The organism is Methylobacterium sp. UNC300MFChir4.1, from assembly GCF_900110155.1.
Lineage (GTDB): Bacteria > Pseudomonadota > Alphaproteobacteria > Rhizobiales > Beijerinckiaceae > Methylobacterium.
In genome coordinates this window covers 140,765-162,374 of record NZ_FOCS01000012.1, presented here as the reverse complement: position 1 = coordinate 162,374, position 21,610 = coordinate 140,765, and the positions used below count along the sequence as shown (strand labels likewise).

Annotated in this window: 22 protein-coding genes; 15 read left to right on the top strand and 7 right to left on the bottom strand. The window is 70.5% G+C overall.

Translation table 11 applies throughout. The features are described 5' to 3' along the window. Positions 1–393: 393 nt before the first annotated feature. Positions 394–789 carry a VOC family protein gene (locus BMY19_RS17655; RefSeq protein ID WP_020094241.1) on the top strand — a complete coding sequence of 132 codons (396 nt, stop codon included), beginning with the start codon at positions 394–396 and terminating at the stop codon, positions 787–789. Between the two features lie 44 nt (positions 790–833). After that, complete coding sequence (locus tag BMY19_RS17650) at positions 834–1,421, top strand: histidine phosphatase family protein (RefSeq protein WP_020094240.1); 588 nt, start codon at positions 834–836, stop codon at positions 1,419–1,421. Here the strand turns inward: BMY19_RS17650 and BMY19_RS17645 are convergent, their stop codons facing one another. The 5 genes from BMY19_RS17645 to BMY19_RS17625 all read right to left on the bottom strand — a co-directional run bounded on the left by BMY19_RS17645 (position 1,422) and on the right by BMY19_RS17625 (position 6,279). Beyond that, entirely contained in the window at positions 1,422–2,138 is a 717-nt protein-coding gene (locus BMY19_RS17645; protein ID WP_100252448.1) for a hypothetical protein, read from the bottom strand. A gap of 61 nt (positions 2,139–2,199) precedes the next feature. Then, on the bottom strand, positions 2,200–3,192 hold the full coding sequence (locus BMY19_RS17640) for a nickel/cobalt transporter (protein ID WP_100252447.1): 993 nt from the start codon (positions 3,190–3,192) through the stop codon (positions 2,200–2,202). Continuing rightward, positions 3,183–3,857 carry a DUF1007 family protein gene (locus tag BMY19_RS17635; protein ID WP_100252446.1) on the bottom strand — a complete coding sequence of 225 codons (675 nt, stop codon included), beginning with the start codon at positions 3,855–3,857 and terminating at the stop codon, positions 3,183–3,185. Before BMY19_RS17635 ends, BMY19_RS17640 begins: the two co-directional genes overlap by 10 nt. Before the next feature lie 111 nt (positions 3,858–3,968). Further along, complete coding sequence (locus tag BMY19_RS17630; protein WP_100252445.1) at positions 3,969–4,874, bottom strand: amino acid ABC transporter substrate-binding protein; 906 nt, start codon at positions 4,872–4,874, stop codon at positions 3,969–3,971. 124 nt (positions 4,875–4,998) lie between these two features. After that, complete coding sequence (locus BMY19_RS17625; RefSeq protein WP_100252444.1) at positions 4,999–6,279, bottom strand: dicarboxylate/amino acid:cation symporter; 1,281 nt, start codon at positions 6,277–6,279, stop codon at positions 4,999–5,001. 242 nt (positions 6,280–6,521) lie between these two features. Here BMY19_RS17625 and BMY19_RS17620 point away from each other — a divergent pair, with 242 nt between their 5' ends. The 10 genes from BMY19_RS17620 to BMY19_RS17575 all read left to right on the top strand — a co-directional run bounded on the left by BMY19_RS17620 (position 6,522) and on the right by BMY19_RS17575 (position 15,986). Then, the gene (locus BMY19_RS17620; RefSeq protein WP_100252443.1) at positions 6,522–7,439 is read left to right on the top strand and encodes a branched-chain amino acid ABC transporter permease; all 918 of its coding nucleotides are present in this window, start codon (positions 6,522–6,524) and stop codon (positions 7,437–7,439) included. Further along, positions 7,439–8,833, top strand: a complete 1,395-nt coding sequence (gene livM, locus BMY19_RS17615) for a high-affinity branched-chain amino acid ABC transporter permease LivM (RefSeq protein WP_020094233.1) — start codon at positions 7,439–7,441, stop codon at positions 8,831–8,833. The genes BMY19_RS17620 and livM overlap by 1 nt, the downstream gene beginning before the upstream one ends. Continuing rightward, a complete protein-coding gene (locus tag BMY19_RS17610) occupies positions 8,833–9,723 on the top strand; it encodes an ABC transporter ATP-binding protein (RefSeq protein ID WP_100252442.1) in 891 nt (296 codons plus the stop codon). The genes livM and BMY19_RS17610 overlap by 1 nt, the downstream gene beginning before the upstream one ends. Then, positions 9,720–10,517, top strand: a complete 798-nt coding sequence (locus BMY19_RS17605) for an ABC transporter ATP-binding protein (RefSeq protein WP_100252441.1) — start codon at positions 9,720–9,722, stop codon at positions 10,515–10,517. The genes BMY19_RS17610 and BMY19_RS17605 overlap by 4 nt, the downstream gene beginning before the upstream one ends. Positions 10,518–10,689: 172 nt before the next feature. Further along, the gene (locus BMY19_RS17600; RefSeq protein WP_026605095.1) at positions 10,690–11,058 is read left to right on the top strand and encodes a DUF6867 family protein; all 369 of its coding nucleotides are present in this window, start codon (positions 10,690–10,692) and stop codon (positions 11,056–11,058) included. A gap of 49 nt (positions 11,059–11,107) precedes the next feature. Continuing rightward, a complete protein-coding gene (locus tag BMY19_RS17595; RefSeq protein ID WP_020094229.1) occupies positions 11,108–12,229 on the top strand; it encodes a branched-chain amino acid ABC transporter substrate-binding protein in 1,122 nt (373 codons plus the stop codon). Between the two features lie 391 nt (positions 12,230–12,620). Continuing rightward, positions 12,621–13,544 (top strand): amino acid ABC transporter substrate-binding protein, encoded by a 924-nt coding sequence (locus tag BMY19_RS17590; RefSeq protein WP_100252440.1) that lies wholly within the window; start codon positions 12,621–12,623, stop codon positions 13,542–13,544. 89 nt (positions 13,545–13,633) lie between these two features. Then, complete coding sequence (locus tag BMY19_RS17585) at positions 13,634–14,356, top strand: amino acid ABC transporter permease (protein WP_100252439.1); 723 nt, start codon at positions 13,634–13,636, stop codon at positions 14,354–14,356. A 56-nt stretch (positions 14,357–14,412) separates the two neighbouring features. Beyond that, positions 14,413–15,105 (top strand): amino acid ABC transporter permease, encoded by a 693-nt coding sequence (locus BMY19_RS17580; RefSeq protein ID WP_100252438.1) that lies wholly within the window; start codon positions 14,413–14,415, stop codon positions 15,103–15,105. A gap of 152 nt (positions 15,106–15,257) precedes the next feature. Then, complete coding sequence (locus tag BMY19_RS17575; protein WP_100252460.1) at positions 15,258–15,986, top strand: amino acid ABC transporter ATP-binding protein; 729 nt, start codon at positions 15,258–15,260, stop codon at positions 15,984–15,986. A 10-nt stretch (positions 15,987–15,996) separates the two neighbouring features. Here BMY19_RS17575 and BMY19_RS17570 read toward each other — a convergent pair whose 3' ends face one another. Continuing rightward, the gene (locus tag BMY19_RS17570) at positions 15,997–17,016 is read right to left on the bottom strand and encodes a gamma carbonic anhydrase family protein (protein WP_100252437.1); all 1,020 of its coding nucleotides are present in this window, start codon (positions 17,014–17,016) and stop codon (positions 15,997–15,999) included. A gap of 167 nt (positions 17,017–17,183) precedes the next feature. Between BMY19_RS17570 and BMY19_RS17565 the strand changes: the two genes are divergently transcribed. Both BMY19_RS17565 and BMY19_RS17555 read left to right on the top strand, forming a co-directional pair. Further along, entirely contained in the window at positions 17,184–17,651 is a 468-nt protein-coding gene (locus BMY19_RS17565) for a molybdenum cofactor biosynthesis protein MoaE (protein ID WP_020094223.1), read from the top strand. A gap of 348 nt (positions 17,652–17,999) precedes the next feature. After that, positions 18,000–19,145, top strand: a complete 1,146-nt coding sequence (locus tag BMY19_RS17555) for an AI-2E family transporter (RefSeq protein WP_020094221.1) — start codon at positions 18,000–18,002, stop codon at positions 19,143–19,145. Between the two features lie 42 nt (positions 19,146–19,187). Here the strand turns inward: BMY19_RS17555 and BMY19_RS17550 are convergent, their stop codons facing one another. Beyond that, entirely contained in the window at positions 19,188–20,420 is a 1,233-nt protein-coding gene (locus BMY19_RS17550; protein WP_091979102.1) for an amidase, read from the bottom strand. Between the two features lie 111 nt (positions 20,421–20,531). On the opposite strand from BMY19_RS17550, the gene BMY19_RS17545 reads away from it, so the two are divergent. Next, positions 20,532–21,527, top strand: coding sequence for an extensin-like domain-containing protein (locus BMY19_RS17545; RefSeq protein ID WP_100252459.1), 996 nt, complete (start codon positions 20,532–20,534; stop codon positions 21,525–21,527). The last annotated feature ends 83 nt before the right edge of the window (positions 21,528–21,610 follow it).

Genomic DNA, 21,610 nt, shown 5'->3' with positions numbered 1-21,610 from the left:
TGAAATCCCTTCGCTCGATCGATGATCGGCCTCATGATCTCATGGGATTCACTTTGGTCGTCGAGGTCGATAAAGCGTTGGAAGCGCGTTTGTGTCAATGAGAAATATCATTGTGCAGTTTTGTTTGTGATTCGAAAAGTCTTGCGACATTTTATACAAGCGTATCTCTCAATATATTGACTCCAATACGCTGCTTGGAACGATTTAAAGATCAGATATTGATCTAGGATATGAAGTATGGGATCGGTCGATAAAGGCCGGGTTCTTCGACAGCTCGTGGCCGACGTCCCGGGGCGCGACCCCGGCGCCGCGCCACCGGCCTTTTCGCGGCTGCGGATCGCGCCACATAGTGGGCGTTGCACGCCGCCGGCGTGCCCACGGAACTCCGCGCGCATGTCCAAGCCCGTCCACGCCATGATCCGCGTCCTCGAGGAAGAGCGCGCGCGCGACTACTATGCCCGTGCCTTCGGTCTCGCGGTGTCCGGCCGGTTCGACTTCCCGGACTTCACCCTCGTCTACATGCGGGATCCGGATTCGCCGTTCGAGCTGGAGCTCACGGTGAACAAGGGCCGCGACAAGCCCTACGATCTCGGCGACGGCTACGGGCACATCGCCTTCGTGGTCGACGACGTGGAGGCCGAGCACGCCCGGCACCGGCGCGAGGGCTTCACGGCCACCGACGTCAAGACCCTCAAGCACGGGGACGACGTGCTCGCGCGGTTCTTCTTCGCCACCGACCCGGACGGCTACAAGATCGAGGTCATCCAGCGCGGCGGCCGCTTCGCCTGACCGGTCCGGTCCGCCATTCCCTCTCCGGAACGTCTTCGAGATCCATGCAGGACAAGACCCGCATCGTCTGCATCCGCCACGGGCAGTCGACCTTCAACGCGGCCCACCGGCACGGGGGCGGCGATCCCGGCCTGCCCGACGCTCGCCTGACCGAGCTGGGCCAAGCCCAGGCCCGGGCCGCGCGGGAGCGGCTCCGGCCGATCCCCTTCGATCTCGTGGTGGTCTCGCCCCTGACCCGCGCCATCGAGACCGCGGCGATCCTGTTCGGCGAGCATCCGAGCCGGCCGCGGGTGCTGGTCGAGGTGCTGCACCGCGAGTGCCAGGAGAGCAGCTGCGATGTCGGCCGGGCCGCCTCGGAGATCGCCGCGGACTTCCCCCACCTCGATGTCGGGCACCTGCCCGAGGTCTGGTGGCACGCGGAGCCGGGCTGCGAGGTCGGCGGCTACCCAGTGGAGCCCCGCCCCCTATTCGACGCCCGGGTCGCGGCGTTCCGCGACTGGCTGCGGGCCCGGCCGGAGACCACCATCGCGGTGGTCGGCCACGGGACGTTCTTCTACCACCTCACCGGCACGTTCCTGGAGAATTGCGGCACCATCGACTTCGATCTCGACGCCGCGCCCGCGGCGGCCTGATCAGGCCGGCACCCGGGCGCGCGCCGCGTCCATGCGCTGACGGGCGCCGGCGACGGCGATCTCCGGCGCCTGCCGGCCGATGGCGAGGGCCTCCGCGAGGATCGTGCAGGCCTCGGCCCAGGCTCCGGTCAGGAACGGCGCCGCCCCCTCGGCCACCTCGGCGGCGCAGCGCGCATCCTCGCCGGCGCGTTCCGCCGCCGTCGCGGTGCGGGACACCGCCGCGGTCAGCGCGCCTTCCCGCCAGCGCCGCGCCTGGGCCGCCGCCTGCGCGCGCGCGCCGCCCCGCCACGCGGCCGCGCGGGCCGCCGCCAGGGCCGCGGGCCAGTCCGGCGCGCCGGAGCAGGCTTCCGCGTCCTCGACCATCCCGGCGACCGCGCAGAGCGGCGCCAGGATGCGGCGGACGCTCTCCAGCGCCAGCTGCCGGGTGCGGGCGGCCTCGATCTCCGCCGTGTCGGCGCTGCCCGACAGGCGCAGGACGAAGGCCATCAGCTGCGGCCGCACCTCGTCCGGCATGGCGTCGTTGAGCCCGAGGGCGTAGGCGGCGGCCGGCCGCGAGAAGCAGGGTGGGCAGTCCGCGCTGGAGCGGATCGCCCGGTAGGGCAGGCCCGCGGCCACCATCGCGGCCTCGTTGATGCAGGTCCCGCCGTCTGGCCCGGGGAAGGGATGCGATCCGGCGAGCAGACGCCAGTTCAGGATCGTCGCGAAGTCGGGATGCATCGGCGCGCGCTCCGTCTCGGTCGCGCAGCGTGGCACGCCGCGCCCCGGAAGGCGAGGCCCTTCAGCCGCCGAGGCCCGGGGCGAGGCCCGAGAGCATCGCGGCGCCCAGGACCAGCACGAAGGCGGCGGCGACGAGTTCGAGGCCACCGAGCGCCAGGAGGCCGGCCTGTCCCCGTCCGCCCGCGAGGCGCAGCGCCATCCGCTTGGCGAAGACCGCGAGGCAGGCCAGGGCCGTCGTGGTCAGCGCGGTGCCGAGCGCCATCGCCAGGACCGCCAGCACGCCCGCGCCGGGCACGCCCTGCGACACCGCGAAGACGAGGACCAGCACGGCGCCGGCGCAGGGGCGTGTCCCGGCCGCCAGCACCACGCCGGCCCGCTCGCGCCACGTGTCGAGGGTGTCGAGGGCCTGCGGTTCCGGCAGGTGGCTGCAGCCCGGGCCGCAACCCGCGCCGAGATTGGCGAGGCGACCGGCCTTGCGCCACGTCAGGACCAGCCCGATCAGGGCGACGAGGGCGAAGCTCACGGTCTCGATCAGGGTGCCGGCCCGGGTGATGCTCGCCGCCGTGGCGTTGAGGACCAGCGTGCCGAGGCCGACGATCGCCCCGGCCACGCAGGCCTGGAGCAGCGCGGCGCAGACGCTCAGCGCGGCGCCGCGCCGGAGCGCCCGCTCCCCAGCCAGGATGTAGCCGGCGATCACCGCCTTGCCGTGGCCCGGGCCGGCCGCGTGGAACACGCCGTACGCGAAGGCGAGGCCGATCAGCGGGGTCCAGCTGCCGCCGCCCCGCAGCGCGCTCACCGCGGCGTTGAGGCTGCGGGAGAAGCTCGCCTGCAGCGCCAGGATGACGCCGCCGAGACCCGTGGCGGCCGGCGCGGCCTCGCGGAAGCCGATCCCGAAGGGCGAGCGCGGCGGCGGCGCGGCGAGGCCGGGCGCGACCAGCCACGCGATCGCGGCCGCGAGCAGCGCGGCCAGCGCGATGGCCGCGGCCATGAGGCCGAGCCTCAGCCCCAGCCGTCCCGCCCCGGCGGGGGCGACGATCCCGATGCCTACGGACATGCCACGAGAACCCGGCTGGCGAACTGCACCCCGTAGGTCGAGGCGGCGGTGAGCGCCTCGAAGAAGGCCTCGGTCATGCCCGGCGACCCGGCATCGGCCGTCTTCGGCTGCTCGGTCTTCGGCCGGGTGACCGTGGCGGCGCAGCCCTGGGGCGCACCCGCGAGGGTGGCGGCGTCCGCGCCCTCGGCGAACGAGAAGGCGACGAAGTAGGTCGGGTCGTAGACCTCCAGCGCGGCGACCCCCCGCCCCTGCTGGACCGGGGTCTTCAGGGGCAGCAGGAAGGTCATGACCAGCGCCCGGTCGTCCATGTGCGCCGCCGGCTCCTTCGGATCGCCGAAGGCCTGCTCCTTGCCGCCGACCTTCAGCTTCGTGAAGTAGCCGAACTCGGCGAGGTTGGCGGTGTTCTCGGCGGCGAGCCCGGCGAGTTCCTCCGGGCTGGGCTTGCCGTCCTTGTTGGTGTCGAGGCCCTGCGTGACGAAGGCCGTGTACTCGGGATCGAAGCTCCACGTGTCGCGGACGCCGACGAGCTTGCCGTCCGCGTAGACGAGCTGCGCCTTGGCGGTCACCCAGACGTGCGGGTGGGCGGAGGCCGCCGAGGCGGCGCAGCCGAGGGCGGCGGCCAGCGCCAGGGCGAGCGGTTTCGGGCAGGGCGCGGCGATCAGCATGGACGGTGGCACGCTCGCGGCGGGAGGGAAGCGATCAGGCCGCGTCTTCCTCGCGTGCCGGTTGGGCGAAAGCGAGGCGCCGTCCGGTCGTCGCGCCTGTCCCCGCGCCGGTCACTCGCCCCCGTCGAGGCCCATCAGCTGGAAGCTGACCCGCAGGTCGTTCGACATCGGGATGTCGAGGCGTTCGCCGTTGGGCAGGCGCTTGAGGAACCAGCGCTCGTAGGTCCAGCGCAGTGCCCGCGACTCGGCGAGCCGCGTGAAGGTCTGCTGCACGAGGCCGGCGAATTCCGGATCGTCCTTGCGGAACATGATGCCGTAGGGCTCGTAGGAGAGCTTGTCGGGCAGCACCGTGTAGTTCGCCCCGTCCTTCGCGTCCGTGGCGATCAGCCCGTAGAGAAGCACGTCGTCGGTGGCGAAGGCGTCGGCCTTGCCGGCCTTGACCATCGCGTAGGAGGCGGCGTGGTCGGGCGCCGTCACCACCTGCGCGTCGATCTTCAGGCGGGCGAACTGGTCGCGCACGGCCTTCTCGTTGGTGGTGCCGGCCGTGACCACCACGGTCTTCCCGCCGAGATCCCGGTAGGAGGCGATGCCCGATCCGCGCTTCACCAGCAGCTGCGTCGCGCTGATGTAGTCCACCGGCGAGAAGGCGACCTGCTTGCGGCGCTCGGCATTGGCGGTGGTCGAGCCGCATTCGAGGTCGATCTTGCCGGAGGTCACCGCCTCGATGCGGCTCTCGGCCGTGACCGGTGCGTAGCGGATCTTCACCGGCCGGCCGATCGCCGCCTGGATGTCGTCCGCGATCTCGCCGCAGAGGTCGATGGCGTAGCCGATCGGTCGGGGGCTCCCGTCCGACTGCTTGCCCTCCACGAAGGAGAACGGCACCGAGCTCTCCCGGTAGCCGAGGACGATCTCTCCGCGCTCGGCGACGCTCCTGAGTGTCCCGGTGAGCACCTCGACGGCGGAGGCGGGCGTCGCCGCCAGCGCCAGCGCCAGAACCGCGACGAGCCGCATCGTCATCACTCCGCCTCCGAAGGGCACCGAACAAGCCACGCCGCGATTCAGGGCACCCGTGAGAGCGCTCATCAGAGCGGCCGTCCTGCGCCCGCCATCGCGGCGCGCGCAGATTTCCCCGGACCGGCCCCTACTCCGCGGGCGAGGCCACCGTGCCGACATGGTCGAGGCGCTGGTCGGTGGTGCTGAGCTGGCCCTCCCACTTGGCGACCGCCACGGTGGCGACGCTGTTGCCGAGCACGTTGGTGGCCGACCGGCCCATGTCGAGGAACTGGTCGATCCCGATGATCAGCAGCAGCCCGGCCTCCGGGATGTTGAAGTGCGACAGCGTCGCCGAGATCACCACCAGCGAGGCGCGCGGCACGCCGGCCATGCCCTTCGAGGTCACCATCAGCAGGAGAAGCATCGTGAGCTGCTGGCCCCAGCTCAGCGGGATGTTGTAGGCCTGCGCGATGAACATCACCGCGAAGGTGCAGTACATCATCGAGCCGTCGAGATTGAACGAGTAGCCCATCGGCAGCACGAACGAGGTGATCCGGTTCGGCACCCCGAACTTCTCCAGGTTCGAGAGCATCTTGGGGTAGGCGGCCTCGCTCGACGCCGTCGAGAAGGCCAGCACGAAGGGCTCCTTGATCAGGTTGAACAGGCGCATGATGCCGCCGCCCCCGAGCAGCAGGAAGCCGACGCCCATCAGCAGCGTCCAGAGCACGCCGAGGCTGATGTAGAACTCCACGAGGAACTTGCCGTAGGTCACGAGCACGCCGATGCCCTGCGTGGTGATCGTCGCCGCGATGGCGGCGAATACCGCCACGGGGGCGAACATCATCACGTAGCCCGTCACCTTGAGCATGACGTCGGCGATGCCCTCGATGCCCTGCGCGAGCAGGCGGCCCTTCTCGCCGAGGGCGGCGAGGCCCACGCCGAAGAAGATCGAGAAGACCACGATCTGCAGGATCTCGTTGTTGGCCATCGCCTCGACAGCGCTCTTCGGCACGAGGTGCGTCACGAACTCCTTGAGCGAGAGCGAGGCCGCCTTGAGCCCGGTGCCGGCCCCGGCATCGGGCAGCGGCAGGTTCAGGTTGTGGCCGGGCTGCATCAGGTTGACCATGACGAGGCCGAGCATCAGAGAGCAGAACGAGGCGCCGACGAACCAGAGCAGCGCCTTACCGCCGACCCGGCCGACAGAGGCGGTATCCCCGAGATGGGCGATGCCGACGACCAGCGTGGAGAAGACCAGCGGCGCGATGATCATCTTGATCAGGCGGAGGAACACGTCGGAGACCAGCGCGATGTAGCCGGCGATCTCCTTGGCGGTCTGCGGATCGGGCCAGGTGATGCTGCAGGCGTAGCCCACGGCGATGCCGAGGAGCATGCCGATGAAGATCATCGTCGTGAGTCGCGACCCTGCCATCGGTACTGCTCCTCGCCTGGGCCCGGGATGATCGAGCATTGCAATTCGTTAACGTGTCGCAGGAACTGCGCCACACGCAAGCCCGGCCAGGGGGCGTTACTGGCGTGGTCGACTGTTTTCACGCGACGCTCGGGCGGCGATGAAACCGGTGGCCGGTGTGCTACGGCTGCGGTACGAGACTTGCCCCGCCAAGCTGCCTGCGCTCTCCGTAGGCGGCCCAAGCAACCTGCGCGCGAGAGTTCATGGACGTCTTCGTACAGCAGCTCATCAACGGGCTGACGCTCGGCTCGATCTACGGCCTGATCGCGATCGGCTACACGATGGTGTTCGGCATCATCGGCATGGTGAACTTCGCCCACGGCGACGTCTTCATGGTCTCCTGCTTCATCGCGCTCATCACCTTCCTGCTGCTGACGGTCTGGCTCGGGGTCAGCTCCATCGCGCTGGCCTTCCTGGTGGTGCTGGTGGTCGCCATGGTGCTGACCGCCCTGTGGGGCTGGGCGATCGAGCGGGTGGCCTACCGGCCGCTGCGCGGCTCGTTCCGCCTCGCGCCGCTGATCTCGGCGATCGGAGTCTCGATCTTCCTGTCAAACTTCGTGCAGGTCGTGCAGGGCGCGCGCAACAAGCCGACCCCGCCGATGCTGTCGGGCGGCATCACGCTGTTCGAGCGCGACGGCTACGCGGTGTTCCTGGCCTGGAAGCAGGTGCTGATCATGGCGGTGACCGCCGTGCTGCTCACCGGCTTCTGGTACCTCGTGCAGCGCACGCCCTTCGGCCGGGCGCAGCGCGCCTGCGAGCAGGACCGCAAGATGGCGGCGCTGCTCGGCATCGACGTGGACCGCACGATCTCGCTGACCTTCATGCTCGGCGCCGCGCTCGCGGCCGTCGCGGGCGTCCTCTACCTCATGTACTACGGCGTCGTGTCCTTCTCGGACGGGTTCGTGCCCGGCGTGAAGGCGTTCACGGCGGCGGTGCTCGGCGGCATCGGCTCGCTGCCCGGCGCCGTGCTCGGCGGCCTGATCATCGGCCTGATCGAGACCTTCTGGTCGGCCTATTTCTCCATCGAGTACAAGGACGTCGCCGCCTTCTCGATCCTGGCGATCGTGCTGATCTTCATGCCGTCGGGCATCCTGGGCCGGCCCGAGGTCGAGAAAGTCTGATGGCCGCCTCGCAGAACGCTCTCCCCGGCTCCGCGATGGCCGGCATCCTGCGCGACGCCGCCCTCTACGCCCTCGTCACCTTCGGCCTCTGCGTCCCGATCATCGCCTACCGGACCGATCCCGGGCCCGGGAGCGAGCTGGTGCTCGTGCCGCGCTGGGGGCTGGTGGCGGCGCTCTGCGCGGCGATCTTCGTGCTGCGCCTCGTCCAGCGCCTCGTGCTGCTGCGCCGCGACGCGCGGCGGGCGCTGACCCCTTCCCCGGCCCAGGCCACCGAGGCGGTGCACGGCGAGCCCGACGCGGGCCAGAAGACCTCGAAGGTCGGTCTCTGGCTGTTCATCTTCGTCGCGCTGACCCTGCCGATGATCTCCGCGCTGGCGACCGGCGGCCTGTCCTCGGCCCGCTACTGGATCGACCTCGGCATCCTGATCCTGACCTACGTCATGCTCGGCTGGGGCCTGAACATCGTGGTCGGCCTCGCGGGCCTGCTCGACCTCGGCTACGTCGCCTTCTACGCGGTCGGGGCCTATTCCTACGCGCTGCTGTCGACGACCTTCGGCCTGTCGTTCTGGGTCTGCCTGCCGCTGGCGGGCCTGTTCGCCGGCCTGTGGGGCATGATCCTCGGCTTCCCGGTGCTGCGGCTGCGCGGCGACTACCTCGCCATCGTCACCCTGGCCTTCGGCGAGATCATCCGCCTGGTCCTGATCAACTGGACCGACGTCACCGGCGGCGGGGCCGGCATCTCGTCGATCCCGCGGGCGACCTTCTTCGGCATCCCGTTCACGGCGGGCGAGGGCGGGTTCGCCGCCACCTTCGGCATCCCGTACGACTCGATGCACCGGCTGATCTTCCTGTACTACCTGATCCTCGGGCTGGCCCTGATCACCAACTTCGTCACCCTGCGCCTGCGCCGCCTGCCGATCGGGCGGGCCTGGGAGGCCCTGCGCGAGGACGAGATCGCCTGCCGCTCGCTCGGCATCGACACCACCGCCACGAAGCTCACGGCCTTCGCGCTGGGCGCGGCCTTCGGGGGCTTCGCCGGCTCGTTCTTCGCCGTGCGCCAGGGCTTCATCAGCCCGGAGAGCTTCAACTTCTTGGAGAGCGCCATCATCCTGGCGATCGTCGTCCTCGGCGGCATGGGCAGCCAGGTCGGCGTCGCGATCGCCGCGGTGGCGATGGTCGGCGGGCCGGAGATGCTGCGCAATCTCGGGTTCCTGAAGGCCGTGTTCGGCGAGGGCTTCGACCCCAGCGAGTACCGGCTGCTGCTGTTCGGGCTCGCCATGGTCGCCATGATGGTCTGGCGGCCGCGCGGCCTGATCTCGGAGCGGATGCCGTCCGTGTCGCTCGGCCAGCGGCGCGCGGTCTCGGGCGCCCATGTCAGCGAGGGGCACGGCTGATGGCGACGTCCCCCCTCCCCCCGCCGGTGCTCACGGTCGAGCACCTGACCATGCGGTTCGGCGGGCTCACCGCCGTCTCCGACCTGTCCTTCGAGGCGCGCCGCGGCGACATCACCGCGCTGATCGGCCCGAACGGGGCCGGCAAGACCACGGTGTTCAACTGCATCACCGGCTTCTACAAGCCCACCGAGGGCATGCTGACGCTGGCGCACGCCGACGGCACGGCGCACCTGCTGGAGCGGCTTCCGAACCACAAGGTGAACCGCACTGCGCGGGTCGCCCGCACCTTCCAGAACATCCGCCTGTTCCAGGGCATGACCGTCCTGGAGAATCTGCTCGTCGCCCAGCACGCGCCGCTGATGCGGGCCTCGGGCTACACGATCCTCGGGCTGCTCGGCCTCAAGACCTACCGGGACGCGCAGGCCGCGGCGATCGAGCGGGCCAAGGCCTGGCTCGAGCGCATCGACCTGATGAAGCGGGCGGATGATCCGGCGGGCGCCCTGCCCTACGGCGCGCAGCGGCGCCTGGAGATCGCCCGGGCGATGTGCACCGACCCGGTGCTGCTCTGCCTCGACGAGCCGGCGGCCGGCCTCAACCCGCGGGAATCGGCCGAGCTGAACGGCCTCCTGCGCCACATCCGCGACGAGCACGACACCTCGGTGCTGCTGATCGAGCACGACATGTCGGTGGTGATGGAGATCTCCGACCACGTGGTCGTGCTCGATTACGGCGTGAAGATCGCCGACGGCTCCCCCGGCGATGTGCGGGCCGACCCGAAGGTGATCGCCGCCTATCTCGGCGTCGAGGACGAGGAGGTCGAGGCCGTGGAGGCCGAGGTCGGGATCACCGTGCCGCACGGGGACGCGGCGCACACGGGAGCCTCGGCATGAGCGTCGCCGGCATCAACGTCCTCGTCGAGGAGACGCGGGCGATCCAGGCGGGACGGAAGCCGCCGCTCCTCGCGGTGCGCGACGTCTCGACCTATTACGGCAGCGTCGCGGCCCTGCGCGGGGTCGATCTCGACGTGGCCGAGGGCGAGATCGTCACGCTGATCGGCGCCAACGGCGCCGGCAAGTCGACCCTGATGATGACGATCTTCGGCAGCCCCCAGGCGCGCTCGGGGACGATCACCTACGATGGCCGCGACATCACCCGGTTGCCGACCCACGCCATCGCCCGGCTCGGCATCGCCCAGTCGCCGGAGGGGCGCCGGGTCTTCCCGCGCATGACCGTCTACGAGAACCTCCAGATGGGCGCTGCGCTCCATGACGGGCGCTTCTTCGCCGAGGATCTGGAGAAGGTCTGCACCCTGTTCCCGCGGGTCAAGGAGCGCCTCAACCAGCGCGCCGGCACCATGTCGGGCGGCGAGCAGCAGATGCTGGCCATCGCCCGGGCGCTGATGAGCCGGCCGCGGCTGCTGCTGCTCGACGAGCCGTCGCTCGGCCTCGCGCCGCTCGTGGTGAAGGGCATCTTCGACGCGATCCGGGAGCTGAACCGGACCGACGGCATGACGATCTTCCTCGTCGAGCAGAATGCCTACCACGCCCTCAAGCTCGCCCATCGCGGCTACGTGCTAGTCAACGGTCGGGTCACGATGAGCGGGACGGGTCGGGCGCTGCTCGACGATCCGAACGTCCAGGCCGCCTACCTGGAGGGGGGCCATGCCGGCCCGGTCGGGGCATGATGCCGTTCTCGGTTGATGCCATTGGCATCCCCGTCTTTGCGAGCGGAGCGAAGCAATCCAGGGCGGCGCCCCACCTTTCGAGGCTGCGCTGCCCCAGGTCACCTCGCTGCGCTCGCGATGACGGCGAGGGGCGCGTTAACCGAAGCAATCGACCGGACATCACATGAGCATGCTGCAGGGGATCCTGTACGAGGAGCCGTCGGCCTGGCTGTTCCTGCTGGTGACCGTCGTGATGGGCGGGTGGGCCGGATGGATGGCCGCCCGCGGCATCGCCCGGGGCTGGCGGCCGTTCTGGCAATGCGCCCTGGCGCTGCTTCTGGTGGCAGCCGCCGTGCGCTTCATTCACTACGCCCTGTTTTCGGGCACCCTGCTGTCGCTGCACTACTATGCGGTCGACGCGGTCATCGTCATGATCATCGGCGCTGCGGGCTTCCGCTACACGCGGACGCGCCAGATGACGAGCCAGTACCGCTGGCTCTACGAGAAGACCTCACCGCTGACATGGCGCGCACGGGCGCCCGCGGCCGGCGAGGTCCGATGAGTGCGGCCGGATCCGCACGTGCGGTCCTGACACTTAGGGGAAGTACGCGATGAGATCGATTCTGCTGGCCGGGCTCGCCCTCGGCGCCATGGCGGCGGCCGCGCAGGCCGCCGAGGTCAAGCTCGGCGTCGCCGCGCCGATCACCGGCAACAGCGCCGCCATCGGCGCGCAGCTCAAGAACGGCGCGAGCCAGGCGGTCGAGGACCTCAACAAGGCCGGCACGCTGAAGGGCACGACGCTGACCGTCACGGTCGGCGACGACGCCTCCGACCCGAAGCAGGGCGTCTCGGTGGCCAACAAGTTCGCCAGCGACGGCGTGAAGATGGTCGTCGGCGACTACAATTCCGGCGTGTCGATCCCGGCCTCCGACGTCTACCTGGACGCCGGCATCATCCAGGTCACGCCGGCCTCCACGAACGTGAAGTTCACCGAGCGCGGGATGTGGAACACGTTCCGCACCTGCGGCCGCGACGACCAGCAGGGTGCCGTCGCCGGCAACTACCTGGCCGATCACTTCAAGGGCAAGAAGGTCGCCTTCGTCCACGACAAGACCCCCTACGGCAAGGGGCTGGCCGACGAGACGCTGAAGGCGTTCAAGGCCAAGGGCGGCAAGGAGGTCATGTCCGAGGGCATCAACCCGGGCGAGAAGGACTACTCGGCGCTCGTCTCCAAGCTGAAGTCCGCCAACGTCGACGTCGTCTATTTCGGCGGCTACTACACCGAGGCCGGGCTGATCCTGCGCCAGATGCGCGATCAGGGCCTGAAGGCGCCGATGATGGGCGGCGACGGCATGGTCGACCGCGAGCTGGTGGCGATCGCCGGTCCCGCGGCCGAGGGCACGCTGACCACCTTCCCGCCGGACGCCCGGAAGAACCCGAACGCCAAAGCGGCGCTGGCGGCCTTCAAGGCCAAGAACATCGATCCCGAGGGCTACACGCTCTACTCCTACGCGGCCGTGCAGGTCCTCGCGAAGGCGATGGCCGAGACCGGCTCCAGCGACGGGAAGAAGCTCGCCGAATGGCTGCACCAGGGCAAGCCGGTGGACACGGTGGTCGGGCCGATCGCCTACGACAAGAAGGGCGACATCACCCGGCCCGACTACGTCATGTACGAGTGGAAGAAGGGACCCGACGGCAAGATCGACTACAGCGGCAATGAGCTGACGAAGTAAGCCGCGGTCACGAACCGGGATTTCAGTCCGACGCCGCCTCCCGATACCGCGGGGGGCGGCGTCGTCGTTTTCTATACCGTGGATTCGTCAGCTTTCCGGGCGGATCCGTCCTCCGCACCGCGTGCGTACGCCTAAGAAGTGTGCATGATGCCGCCGGCGCGAGCGTGAGGCCGGCTCAGCGCTTGGGAGGAGGCCATGAGGACGGCAGGGACCGCATCTGCGGACGTGCGCAGAGGCTTGGCCGCAACTTGTCCGTACTCAGCCGCAGGCTCGCGCGGCGCCTCGCGCTTTCTCCCGGCACCATCATTGCAAAGGCGTCGCCCGAGCGGGCGGGCCCGCGTACCCCGCCGCCGGCCGATGTCGTTCGGCCCGATCCAGGAGTTCCGTACCGATGCAGTCTGATATCGCTCGCCGCGGCGCCGCCGCGGCGCTGGGCCTGACCCTCGCCCTCGCTCCGATGAGCGTCCGGGCGCAGGAGCTGACCGGCACCCTCAAGAAGGTGAAGGACGCCAACGCCATCGTCATCGGCTACCGCGACGCCTCCGTGCCGTTCTCGTATCTCGGCGCCGATCAGAAGCCGATCGGCTACGCGATGGACATCTGCTACAAGATCGCCGACGCCGTGAAGGCCAAGCTCAACCTCCCGAACCTCGAGGTGAAGCTCAACCCGGTCACCTCCGCCACCCGCATCCCGCTGATGGCGAACGGCACGATCGACCTCGAGTGCGGCTCGACCACCAACAACGCCGAGCGCGAGAAGCAGGTGTGGTTCACCAACTCGCACTTCCTGACCGCGACCCGCTACGTCTCGAAGAAGTCGGCCAACCTGCACACGATCGAGGACCTGAAGGGCAAGACCGTCGTGTCGACCTCGGGCACCACGAACATCAAGCAGATCAACGAGGCCAACACGGAGCGCAAGCTCGGCCTGACGATCCTGCCGGCCAAGGACCACGCCGAGGCGTTCCTGATGGTCGAGACCGGCCGCGCCGCCGCCTTCGTGATGGATGACGTGCTGCTCGCCTCGCTCGCCGCCTCGTCGAAGGACCCCTCCGCCTACGAGATCTCCACCGAGGCCCTGTCGAAGCCCGAGCCCTACGGCATCATGCTCCGCAAGGACGACACGGAGTTCAAGAAGGTCGCGGACGACGCCACCGCCAAGCTCTACACGAGCCCCGAGGGCAAGGCCCTCTACGAGAAGTGGTTCACCCAGCCGATCCCGCCGCGCAACATCAATCTCAACCTGCCGATGAGCGCGGAGATGAAGAAGCAGTTCACGACCCCGATCTCGAGCCCCGATCCGGCGGCCTACTGAGACCCGTTCGGTCCGGTTTCATGCCATGATGCGCATCGCGGGCTCCGGCCCGCGGTGCGTCTCTATAAGTTCAAAGTAGAAGCGGCGCGATGAACTACAACTGGAACTGGCGGATCTTCTTCGACGCCTCGCCGGAGGGCAACGGCACGTATCTCGACATGCTGCTCTCGGGGCTCATGTGGACGATCACGACCGCGCTCTGCTCCTGGGTGATCGCCTTCTTCCTGGGCTCCCTGATCGGCGTGATGCGCACCCTGCCGTCGAAGCCCGCGAACGCGATCGGCACGGCCTATGTCGAGCTGTTCCGCAACGTGCCGCTGCTGGTGCAGATGTTCCTCTGGTACTTCGTGCTGCCCGAAGTGGTCCCGACCCGGATCGGCGACGCGATCAAGCAATTGCCGGACGCGCCGTTCTACACGGCGGTGGTCTGCCTCGGCTTCTTCACCGCGTCGCGCGTGGCCGAGCAGGTCCGCGCCGGCATCCAGTCGCTGCCGCGGGGCCAGCGCATGGCCGGCACTGCCATGGGCTTCACCACCTATCAGACCTACCGCTACGTGCTGCTGCCCAACGCCTACCGGATCATCCTGCCGCCGATGACCTCGGAATTCCTCAACAATCTCAAGAACACGTCGGTGGCGCTGACCATCGGCCTGCTGGAACTGACCGCCCGGGCCCGCTCGATGCAGGAATTCTCGTTCCAGGTGTTCGAGGCCTTCACGGCCGCGACGATCCTCTACGTGATCATCAACCTCGTGGTCGTCACGGCGGCGACCTTCCTGGAGAAGGCGGTCGCCATCCCCGGCCAGCGCTGAGGGCCGCCCGCTTCCGCTCCGCCACCCCGCCCGACGGCCACCGGTAACAGGCCCCGATGCTCTCGAATTTCGACTTCTCCGTCATCGTCTCGTCCCTGCCCTACCTGTTCGGTCAGGGCATGGTCTTCACCGTGACGCTCACCGCCATGGCCGCCGTGGGCGGCGTCATCATCGGCACGCTGCTGGCGATGGCGCGGCTCTCGGGCATTCCCGGCCTGTGGCACGTCGCCAAGGGCTACGTCGAGCTCTGCCGCTCGCTGCCGCTGGTTCTGGTGATCTTCTGGTTCTACTTCCTGGTGCCGTATATCGGCGCCTACCTGACCGGATCCTCGACGCCGATCCAGGTCGGCGCCTTCCCGTCGGCCCTGATCACCTTCATGGCCTTCGAGGCGGCCTACTTCTCGGAGATCATGCGCGCCGGCATCCAGTCGATCCCGAAGGGTCAGACGGCCGCCGCCCAGGCCCTCGGGATGAACTACTGGCAGACCATGGGCAACGTGATCCTGCCCCAGGCCTTCCGCAACATGCTGCCGCTGCTGCTGACCCAGACCATCATCCTGTTCCAGGACACGTCGCTGGTCTACGTGCTCTCGCTCACCGACTTCATGGGCGCCGCCTCGAAGGTCGCCCAGCGCGACGGCCGTCTCGTCGAGATGTATGTCTTCGCCGCCGTGGTCTATTTTGCGATCTGCTTCTCGGCCTCGTACCTCGTGCGCCGCCTGCAGCGCCGCGTGGCCATCATCCGCTGACCGACACTGGAGACCGTGTCATGACCTCGTCCCCGATGCCGGCCCCCACCGCCGCCGAACCCGTCGCCGATGCCAGCCACGCGCCGAAGGATGCCGGCCTGCAGCCGGGCAGCCTGATCTCCGGCGCCCAGGCAGTGGCCCCCGGCGAGACGATGATCGCCATCGACAACATCAGCAAATGGTACGGCGACTTCCAGGTGCTGACGAACTGCAGCACCCAGGTCGCCAAGGGCGAGGTCGTGGTCGTCTGCGGCCCCTCGGGCTCGGGCAAGTCGACCCTGATCAAGTGCGTCAACGCCCTGGAGCCCTTCCAGAAGGGCCAGATCACGGTGGCCGGCACGAAGGTCGCCGACAGGGCCACCAACCTGCCGAAGCTCCGCTCGCGGGTCGGCATGGTGTTCCAGCACTTCGAGCTGTTCCCGCACCTGTCGATCACCGACAACCTCACCATCGCCCAGCGCAAGGTGCTCGGCCGCGGCGCCGAGGACGCGAAGAAGCGCGGCCTCGACCTGCTCGCCCGCGTCGGTCTGGGCGCCCACGCGAACAAGTTCCCGGGGCAGCTCTCGGGCGGTCAGCAGCAGCGCGTGGCCATCGCCCGGGCGCTCGCCATGAACCCGGTGGTGATGCTGTTCGACGAGCCGACCTCGGCGCTGGACCCCGAGATGGTCGGCGAGGTGCTCGACGTGATGGTGGAGCTCGCCAAGGAGGGCATGACCATGATGGTCGTGACCCACGAGATGGGCTTCGCCCGCAAGGTCGCCGACCGGGTGATCTTCATGGACCGCGGCGAGATCGTCGAGGACGCCCGGAAGGACGAGTTCTTCGGCAGCCCCCGCTCCGAGCGCGCGCAGACCTTCCTGTCGAAGATCCTGCAGCACTGACGGCGGGCCGTCAGGCCAGCGCCTCCTGCGCGGCCCGGTATTCCCGGCCGTGCCGGCAGTAGCCCTCGACGATGCGGATCATCATCGCCCGCTTCTCGGCGTCGAGGGGCCCCAGGATGCGGGCGGGGCGGCCGCCCCAGAGGTAGCCGGCCTCCAGGATCTGCCCGGGATCGGTGGTGGCCCCGGCCGCCAGCATGACGTCGTCGGCGATGAGGGTGCCGGCCGCGATCGTCGCGCCGATGCCGATCAGCGCCCGCGCCCCGATCCGGCAATCGGCGATCCGGACATTGTGGGCGATGGTCGTGTCTCGCCCGATCACCACCCCGTCCGCCCGGGTGCGGATCACCGTGTTGTCCTGGATGTTGGTGTCCGCGCCGACCACGATCGGTCCGACTTCCGCGTTGAGGTCGCAGCAGAACAGCACGCTCGCGCCGGCGCCGAGGCTCACCCGCCCGCGCAGGCGGGCGGTGCGCGCCACGAAGACGCTGTCCTCGACCTCCAGCGCCTCCCCGGCCGGGAGCGCGGGCCCGTCGCCCATCCGCTCGCGCAACCGCTCGGCCCGCTCGGCGACCTCGTCGGATCCGATCGCGCGGCTGGGGCGGGCCGGGCTGCCCGCGTAGGCGAAGCCGCCGGGCAGCGTCGCCCGGGGGAAGACCGTCGCGCCGGCCTCGAGGACCGCGCCGTCGCCGACCTCGGCGCCGTCGAGGATCACCACGTCGTCCTCGACGACGACGTCGGAGCCGAGCGTGCAGGCGTGGACCACGCTGTTGCGCCCGACCGTGACCCGGTCGCCGCACCGGGTGCCGTGCGTCGCGGTGGCGATGTGCACCGTCGAGCGGTGGCCGAGCCAGAAGCGGTCGCCGAGGGTGACGGTCTGGCCGTCCGCGCGAATCACCGCCTCGTCGCCGATCCAGGCCTGCGCGCCGATCCGGGCGGCGCCGATCACCGTGCTGCCGCGACCGCACCAGACGGGGCGACTGACGAAGTCCGGCTGCTCGCCGTCGTAGGGCAGGATCAGGTCGGGGGTCACGCGGGTATCCTTCTCCAGCGCCGTCCGGAGCGCGCGGGGACATCCGGACGATGGCGGGCCGCGCGCCGGGCCGGCAGGGCGCGACGGACCGTGTCATATAGAGGCGGGACCGGGTGTGACAGGGACGGGGCTGGTCCGCGAAGCCGGGGACTCCTATGGATCGGGCCATGAGCGCCCCCGTCCCGAGCGTCGGCATCCAGGCCGAGCCCTTCGACACCGCGGCCGAGATCGCCGGCCTGAGCGCCGCGCTGGGCGGCCGGGCCGGCGCCGTCGTGACCTTCACCGGCCTGTGCCGCGACGAGGGCGGGCGGCTGACCGCCCTCGAGCTGGAGCACTACCCCGGCATGGCCGAGGCCGAGATCCGGCGCGTCGCCGACGAGGCGATGGCGCGCTGGCCGCTCCAGGCCCTGCGGGTGATCCACCGGCACGGCTTGGTCCGTCCGGGCGACGGCATCGTGCTGGTGGTTACCGCCGCGAGCCACCGGGTCGCGGCGTTCGAGGCCGCGGACTTCCTGATGGACTACCTCAAGACCCGCGCCCCGTTCTGGAAGCGGGAGCACCTCGCCGACGGCACGACCGGCGGCTGGGTCGAGGCGGCGGCCCACGACGAGGCCGCGGCCGGCCGCTGGGCCTGATGGCCGTGCCCGGGGTCGCGCTCAGGCTGCCCCAGGGCGCTCGACGATCGGCGCGATGATCGGGGCCGCGCCCGCGGCACCGACGCGCGAGTCCGGGACGGACCACGCCGCCGGGCCGATGGCCGGTGTCGACGGGCCGGCCCGGGCCGAGAGGCGGACCCTGTCGGTCGCCGTCGGTGCCGACAGTGCGGCTCCCGGCGGCCGGAGCCTGCGGTCCGGCGACTTGCGCGGACGACGCGCGGACGACGCGCGGACGCGCATCCCCACCCCGGATTGCACAGAAGCCGGCCGGCGGACTTGACCCATGAGAGCCCGCGGCGTTCGTGAGCCCGCGGTTTAGGAGCGACGATGTCGGACAGCAGCCTTCAGGAACTGGACGGTCCCGTCGGGCCCTGGCGCGGGGCCGCACCGCTGGCGGCCTCGGGGATCGCCGTGGTGTGCTTCGTGGTGGCGCTGGCCCTGGCCTGGATGTCGGCCGGCACGCTCCTCTTGATCTTCGCCGGGGTGCTCCTCGGCGTGTTCCTCGACGGCCTGACCCGCGGGCTCGGCCGCGTCCTGCCCCTCCGGCGAGGATTGCGGCTGTCCATCGCCAGCCTCGCGGTCGCCGCCGCGGTGATCGGCTTCGGGAGCTACGGCGGCGCCACCATCGTCCAGCAGGGCCGCGACCTCGGGACGACGATCAAGGATCAGGCCGGAACCGTCACGGGCTGGCTGTCGGAGCGGGGCATCGACGTGCCGAGCCTCGCGCCGCAGGGCGGTGGCAAGGACGGCTCGACGGATGCGGGCCAGAGAGAGGGGGGGCTCGGCGGCCTCGCCAACGGCCTGCTGAAGGGCGGCAGCTCGATGGTGTCGGATGCCGGCAGCGTCCTGGGGCCGGCCGCGGCGGTGATCCTGGGCCTGTTCGACGCCCTCGGCAACGTGCTGGTGATCGCCTTCCTGGGGCTCGCCTTCGCGGCCGACCCGAAGGCCTACCGGGACGGGGTCGTCCGGTTCGTGCCGCCGGCGAAGCGCTGGCGGGCCAGCCAGGTCCTCGACGGGGCCGGCGAGACCCTCCGCCACTGGCTGTTCGGCCAGCTGATTATCATGGCGGTGATCTTCCTGTGCACCTGGGCCGGCCTCGCCTTCCTGGGCATCGGCGGCGCGCTGATCCTCGGCCTGCAGGCGGGCCTGCTCGCCTTCGTGCCCACGGTCGGGCCGCTGGTGGCGGGCCTCGTCATCGTCCTGGCCGCCCTGGCCTCGGGCACGAAGGCGGTGATCGGCGCGATCGGCGTCTATCTCGCGGTCCAGTGCCTGGAGAGCTACGGCCTGACGCCGTTCATCCAGAAGCGGGCGCTCGACATCCCGCCGGCCACGATCTTCGCCGGCCAGCTGATCCTGGGCGTGATCTTCGGGCTCTGGGGCATCGCCCTCGCCCTGCCGCTGATGGCGGTGATCAAGGTCCTGCTGGAGCAGCTCTACGTGGAGGACACGCTCCACGAGCAGCCGAGCAGCTGAGCGCCCCGGGCGCCCGCGCCGTCGACGGGCGCGGGCGGCCGGTCAGCCGCGCAGCGCGGCCTCGATCATCCGGGCGACCGCCAGGGCCCGGCCGTCGTCGCCGAAGCGGCCGATCACCTGGACGCCCACCGGCAGGCGGTGGCCGGGCACCGGCACGTTCACGCAGGGCACGCCCATCAGCGTCCACAGCTGGTTGAAGCGCGGGTCGCCCGTCGAGGCCAGGGTCGCGGGCGCCGGGCCCGGCGCCGAGAAGGTCAGGATCGCGTCGTAATCGGCGAAGAGGCCCTTCAGCACCCGGCGGGCGTGATGGCCGTGGCGGCGCCCGTCATCGTACTGGGCCGGGCTGATCGTCGCCCCGTCATCGAGATGGGCGCGGGTGCGCGGCGGCAGCGCGTCGGCCTGCGTGTCGTACTCCCAGGCCAGCGCCAGCCGACCCTCGTAGTTCTGGATGAGGCGGTGGCGTTCCCAGGCCTGCGCCAGCTCGGTCGGCAGGGCGAGGTCGCTCACCCGCGCCCCGGACCGCTCGGCCGCCTGCCGGGCGCGGGTGAGCGCCGCCTCGGCCTCCGGCTCGGGGGTGCCGGCGAAATCCTGCCGCACCACGGCGATGCGCGGCGCCGAGCCCCCCTCCGCCCGCTCGATCTCCAGCCGCCCGGTGACGAGCGCGAGGGCGTGGGCGACGTCCGCGACCCCGGCGGCGAACAGCCCGACCGTGTCGAGGGCCCACGAGTAGGTCTTCACGCCGACCGTGGGGATCAGCCGGAACGACGGCTTCACCGCCGCGCAGCCGCAGAAGCTCGCGGGCCGGATCACCGAGCCCGCCGTCTGCGTGCCCAGGGCCAGCGGCAGCATCCCGGCGCCGACGGCGGCGGCCGAGCCCGCCGAGGAGCCCCCCGGCGTGTGGCCGGGATCGTGCGGGTTGACCGTCTCGGTCGGATCGCTGCTGGCGAAGGCCGTGGTGGTGGTCTTGGCGAGGGCGACGGCGCCGAGCTGCTTCAGCCGGCTCACGACCGCGGCGTCGCCCCGGGGCTTCCAGCCCGCGTAGATCGGCGAGCCCATCTGGGTCGGCAGGCCCGCGCTGTCGATGATGTCCTTCACGCCGACCGCGATGCCGGCGAGCGGCCCGGCCTCGGGGATCGCGGGCGCCGCGTCGAGGGTGACCAGCGCGCGGAGGTCCGGCTCCCGCGCGGCGATCGCGGCGCGGCACAGGTCGATCGCGCCCGCGGGCGTCAGGGTGCCGGCTTCGATGCGGGCGCGGAGGTCGAGAAGCGAGAGCATAATGCATTCAGTCCGCGGTCCGTGGCGCTGTCAACCGAGACGCCACAGCCGACGGCATTCCCGAAACGCCGTTGACGAACGCTTTACGCGACCGTGCGCATCGTCCGGGTCATGTGGCGTGGCGTATCCCTGTTCTCGGCCCTTGCGCTGTTCGGTGCGGGCCTCACCGCGTGCTCGATCAATCATTTCGAGCGACGTGAACCGTGGCGCGATCAGGCGGAGCAGGTCTGCCTGGCCAAGAAGCTCGTCGAGCCCTCGGAGTACATCACGCCCATCGCGGCGATGGATGGCCCGGGGCCGTGCGGCATGCAGCAGCCCTTCCGGGTGACGCGGCTCGGCGGCGGCTCCGTCCTGCTGAAGCAGCGGATGACGCTGGGCTGCCCGGCGCTGGCCGAGGCCGAGGCGTGGCTCGCCGACACGATCCAGCCGGCCGCCAACCTCTACTTCGGCGTGCCGGTGGCCGAGATCAACGCCGGCTCCTATTCCTGCCGCGGCCGCAACAACCAGCCCGGCGCCAAGCTCTCCGAGCACGGTTTCGGGAACGCGATCGACGTCATGTCGATCAAGCTCGCCGACGGCCACGTGATCACCGTCAAGGGCGGCTGGCGCGGCACGGAGGCCGAGCAGGGCTTCCTGCGCGAGATCTTCCTGGGCGCCTGCCAGCGCTTCACCACCGTGCTGGCGCCCGGCTCGAACGTGTTCCACTACGATCACATCCACGTCGATCTCGCACGGCACGACCCGCGCGGTCTGCGCCGGATCTGCAAGCCGCTGATCAAGTTCACGCCGCAGCTCGGCACCGGGGCCGAGCGGCCGCTGAGCCGTCCGATCCCGCCGCAGCGCCAGCCCGCCGGCCCTCAGGCGCCGGTGGACGTCGAGGAGGACGATCCCTACGGCGTGTCGCCGATGTCGAAGGCCGGGAGCGCGACCCAGGTCGCCCGTGCGCCCGCCCGGCCCCTCGACCGTCCGGCCGCGGACTCGGCCTACACCGCGACGGCGCCCGTGCGGCCGGCACCGCGGGTCGCCGCCGCCCACGACGAGCCCGCGCAGGAGTACGACGAGCCGCTGCAGCTCGGCGCGCCGCCGAGCGCAGAGCCGATCTACTGAGAGGCGGGCGCGACCCGCGGGGCTCGCGCCGGGCGCCGGATCCGGCCGGGCGCCGATCCCGCGCCGCGCCCCGACCGGTGACT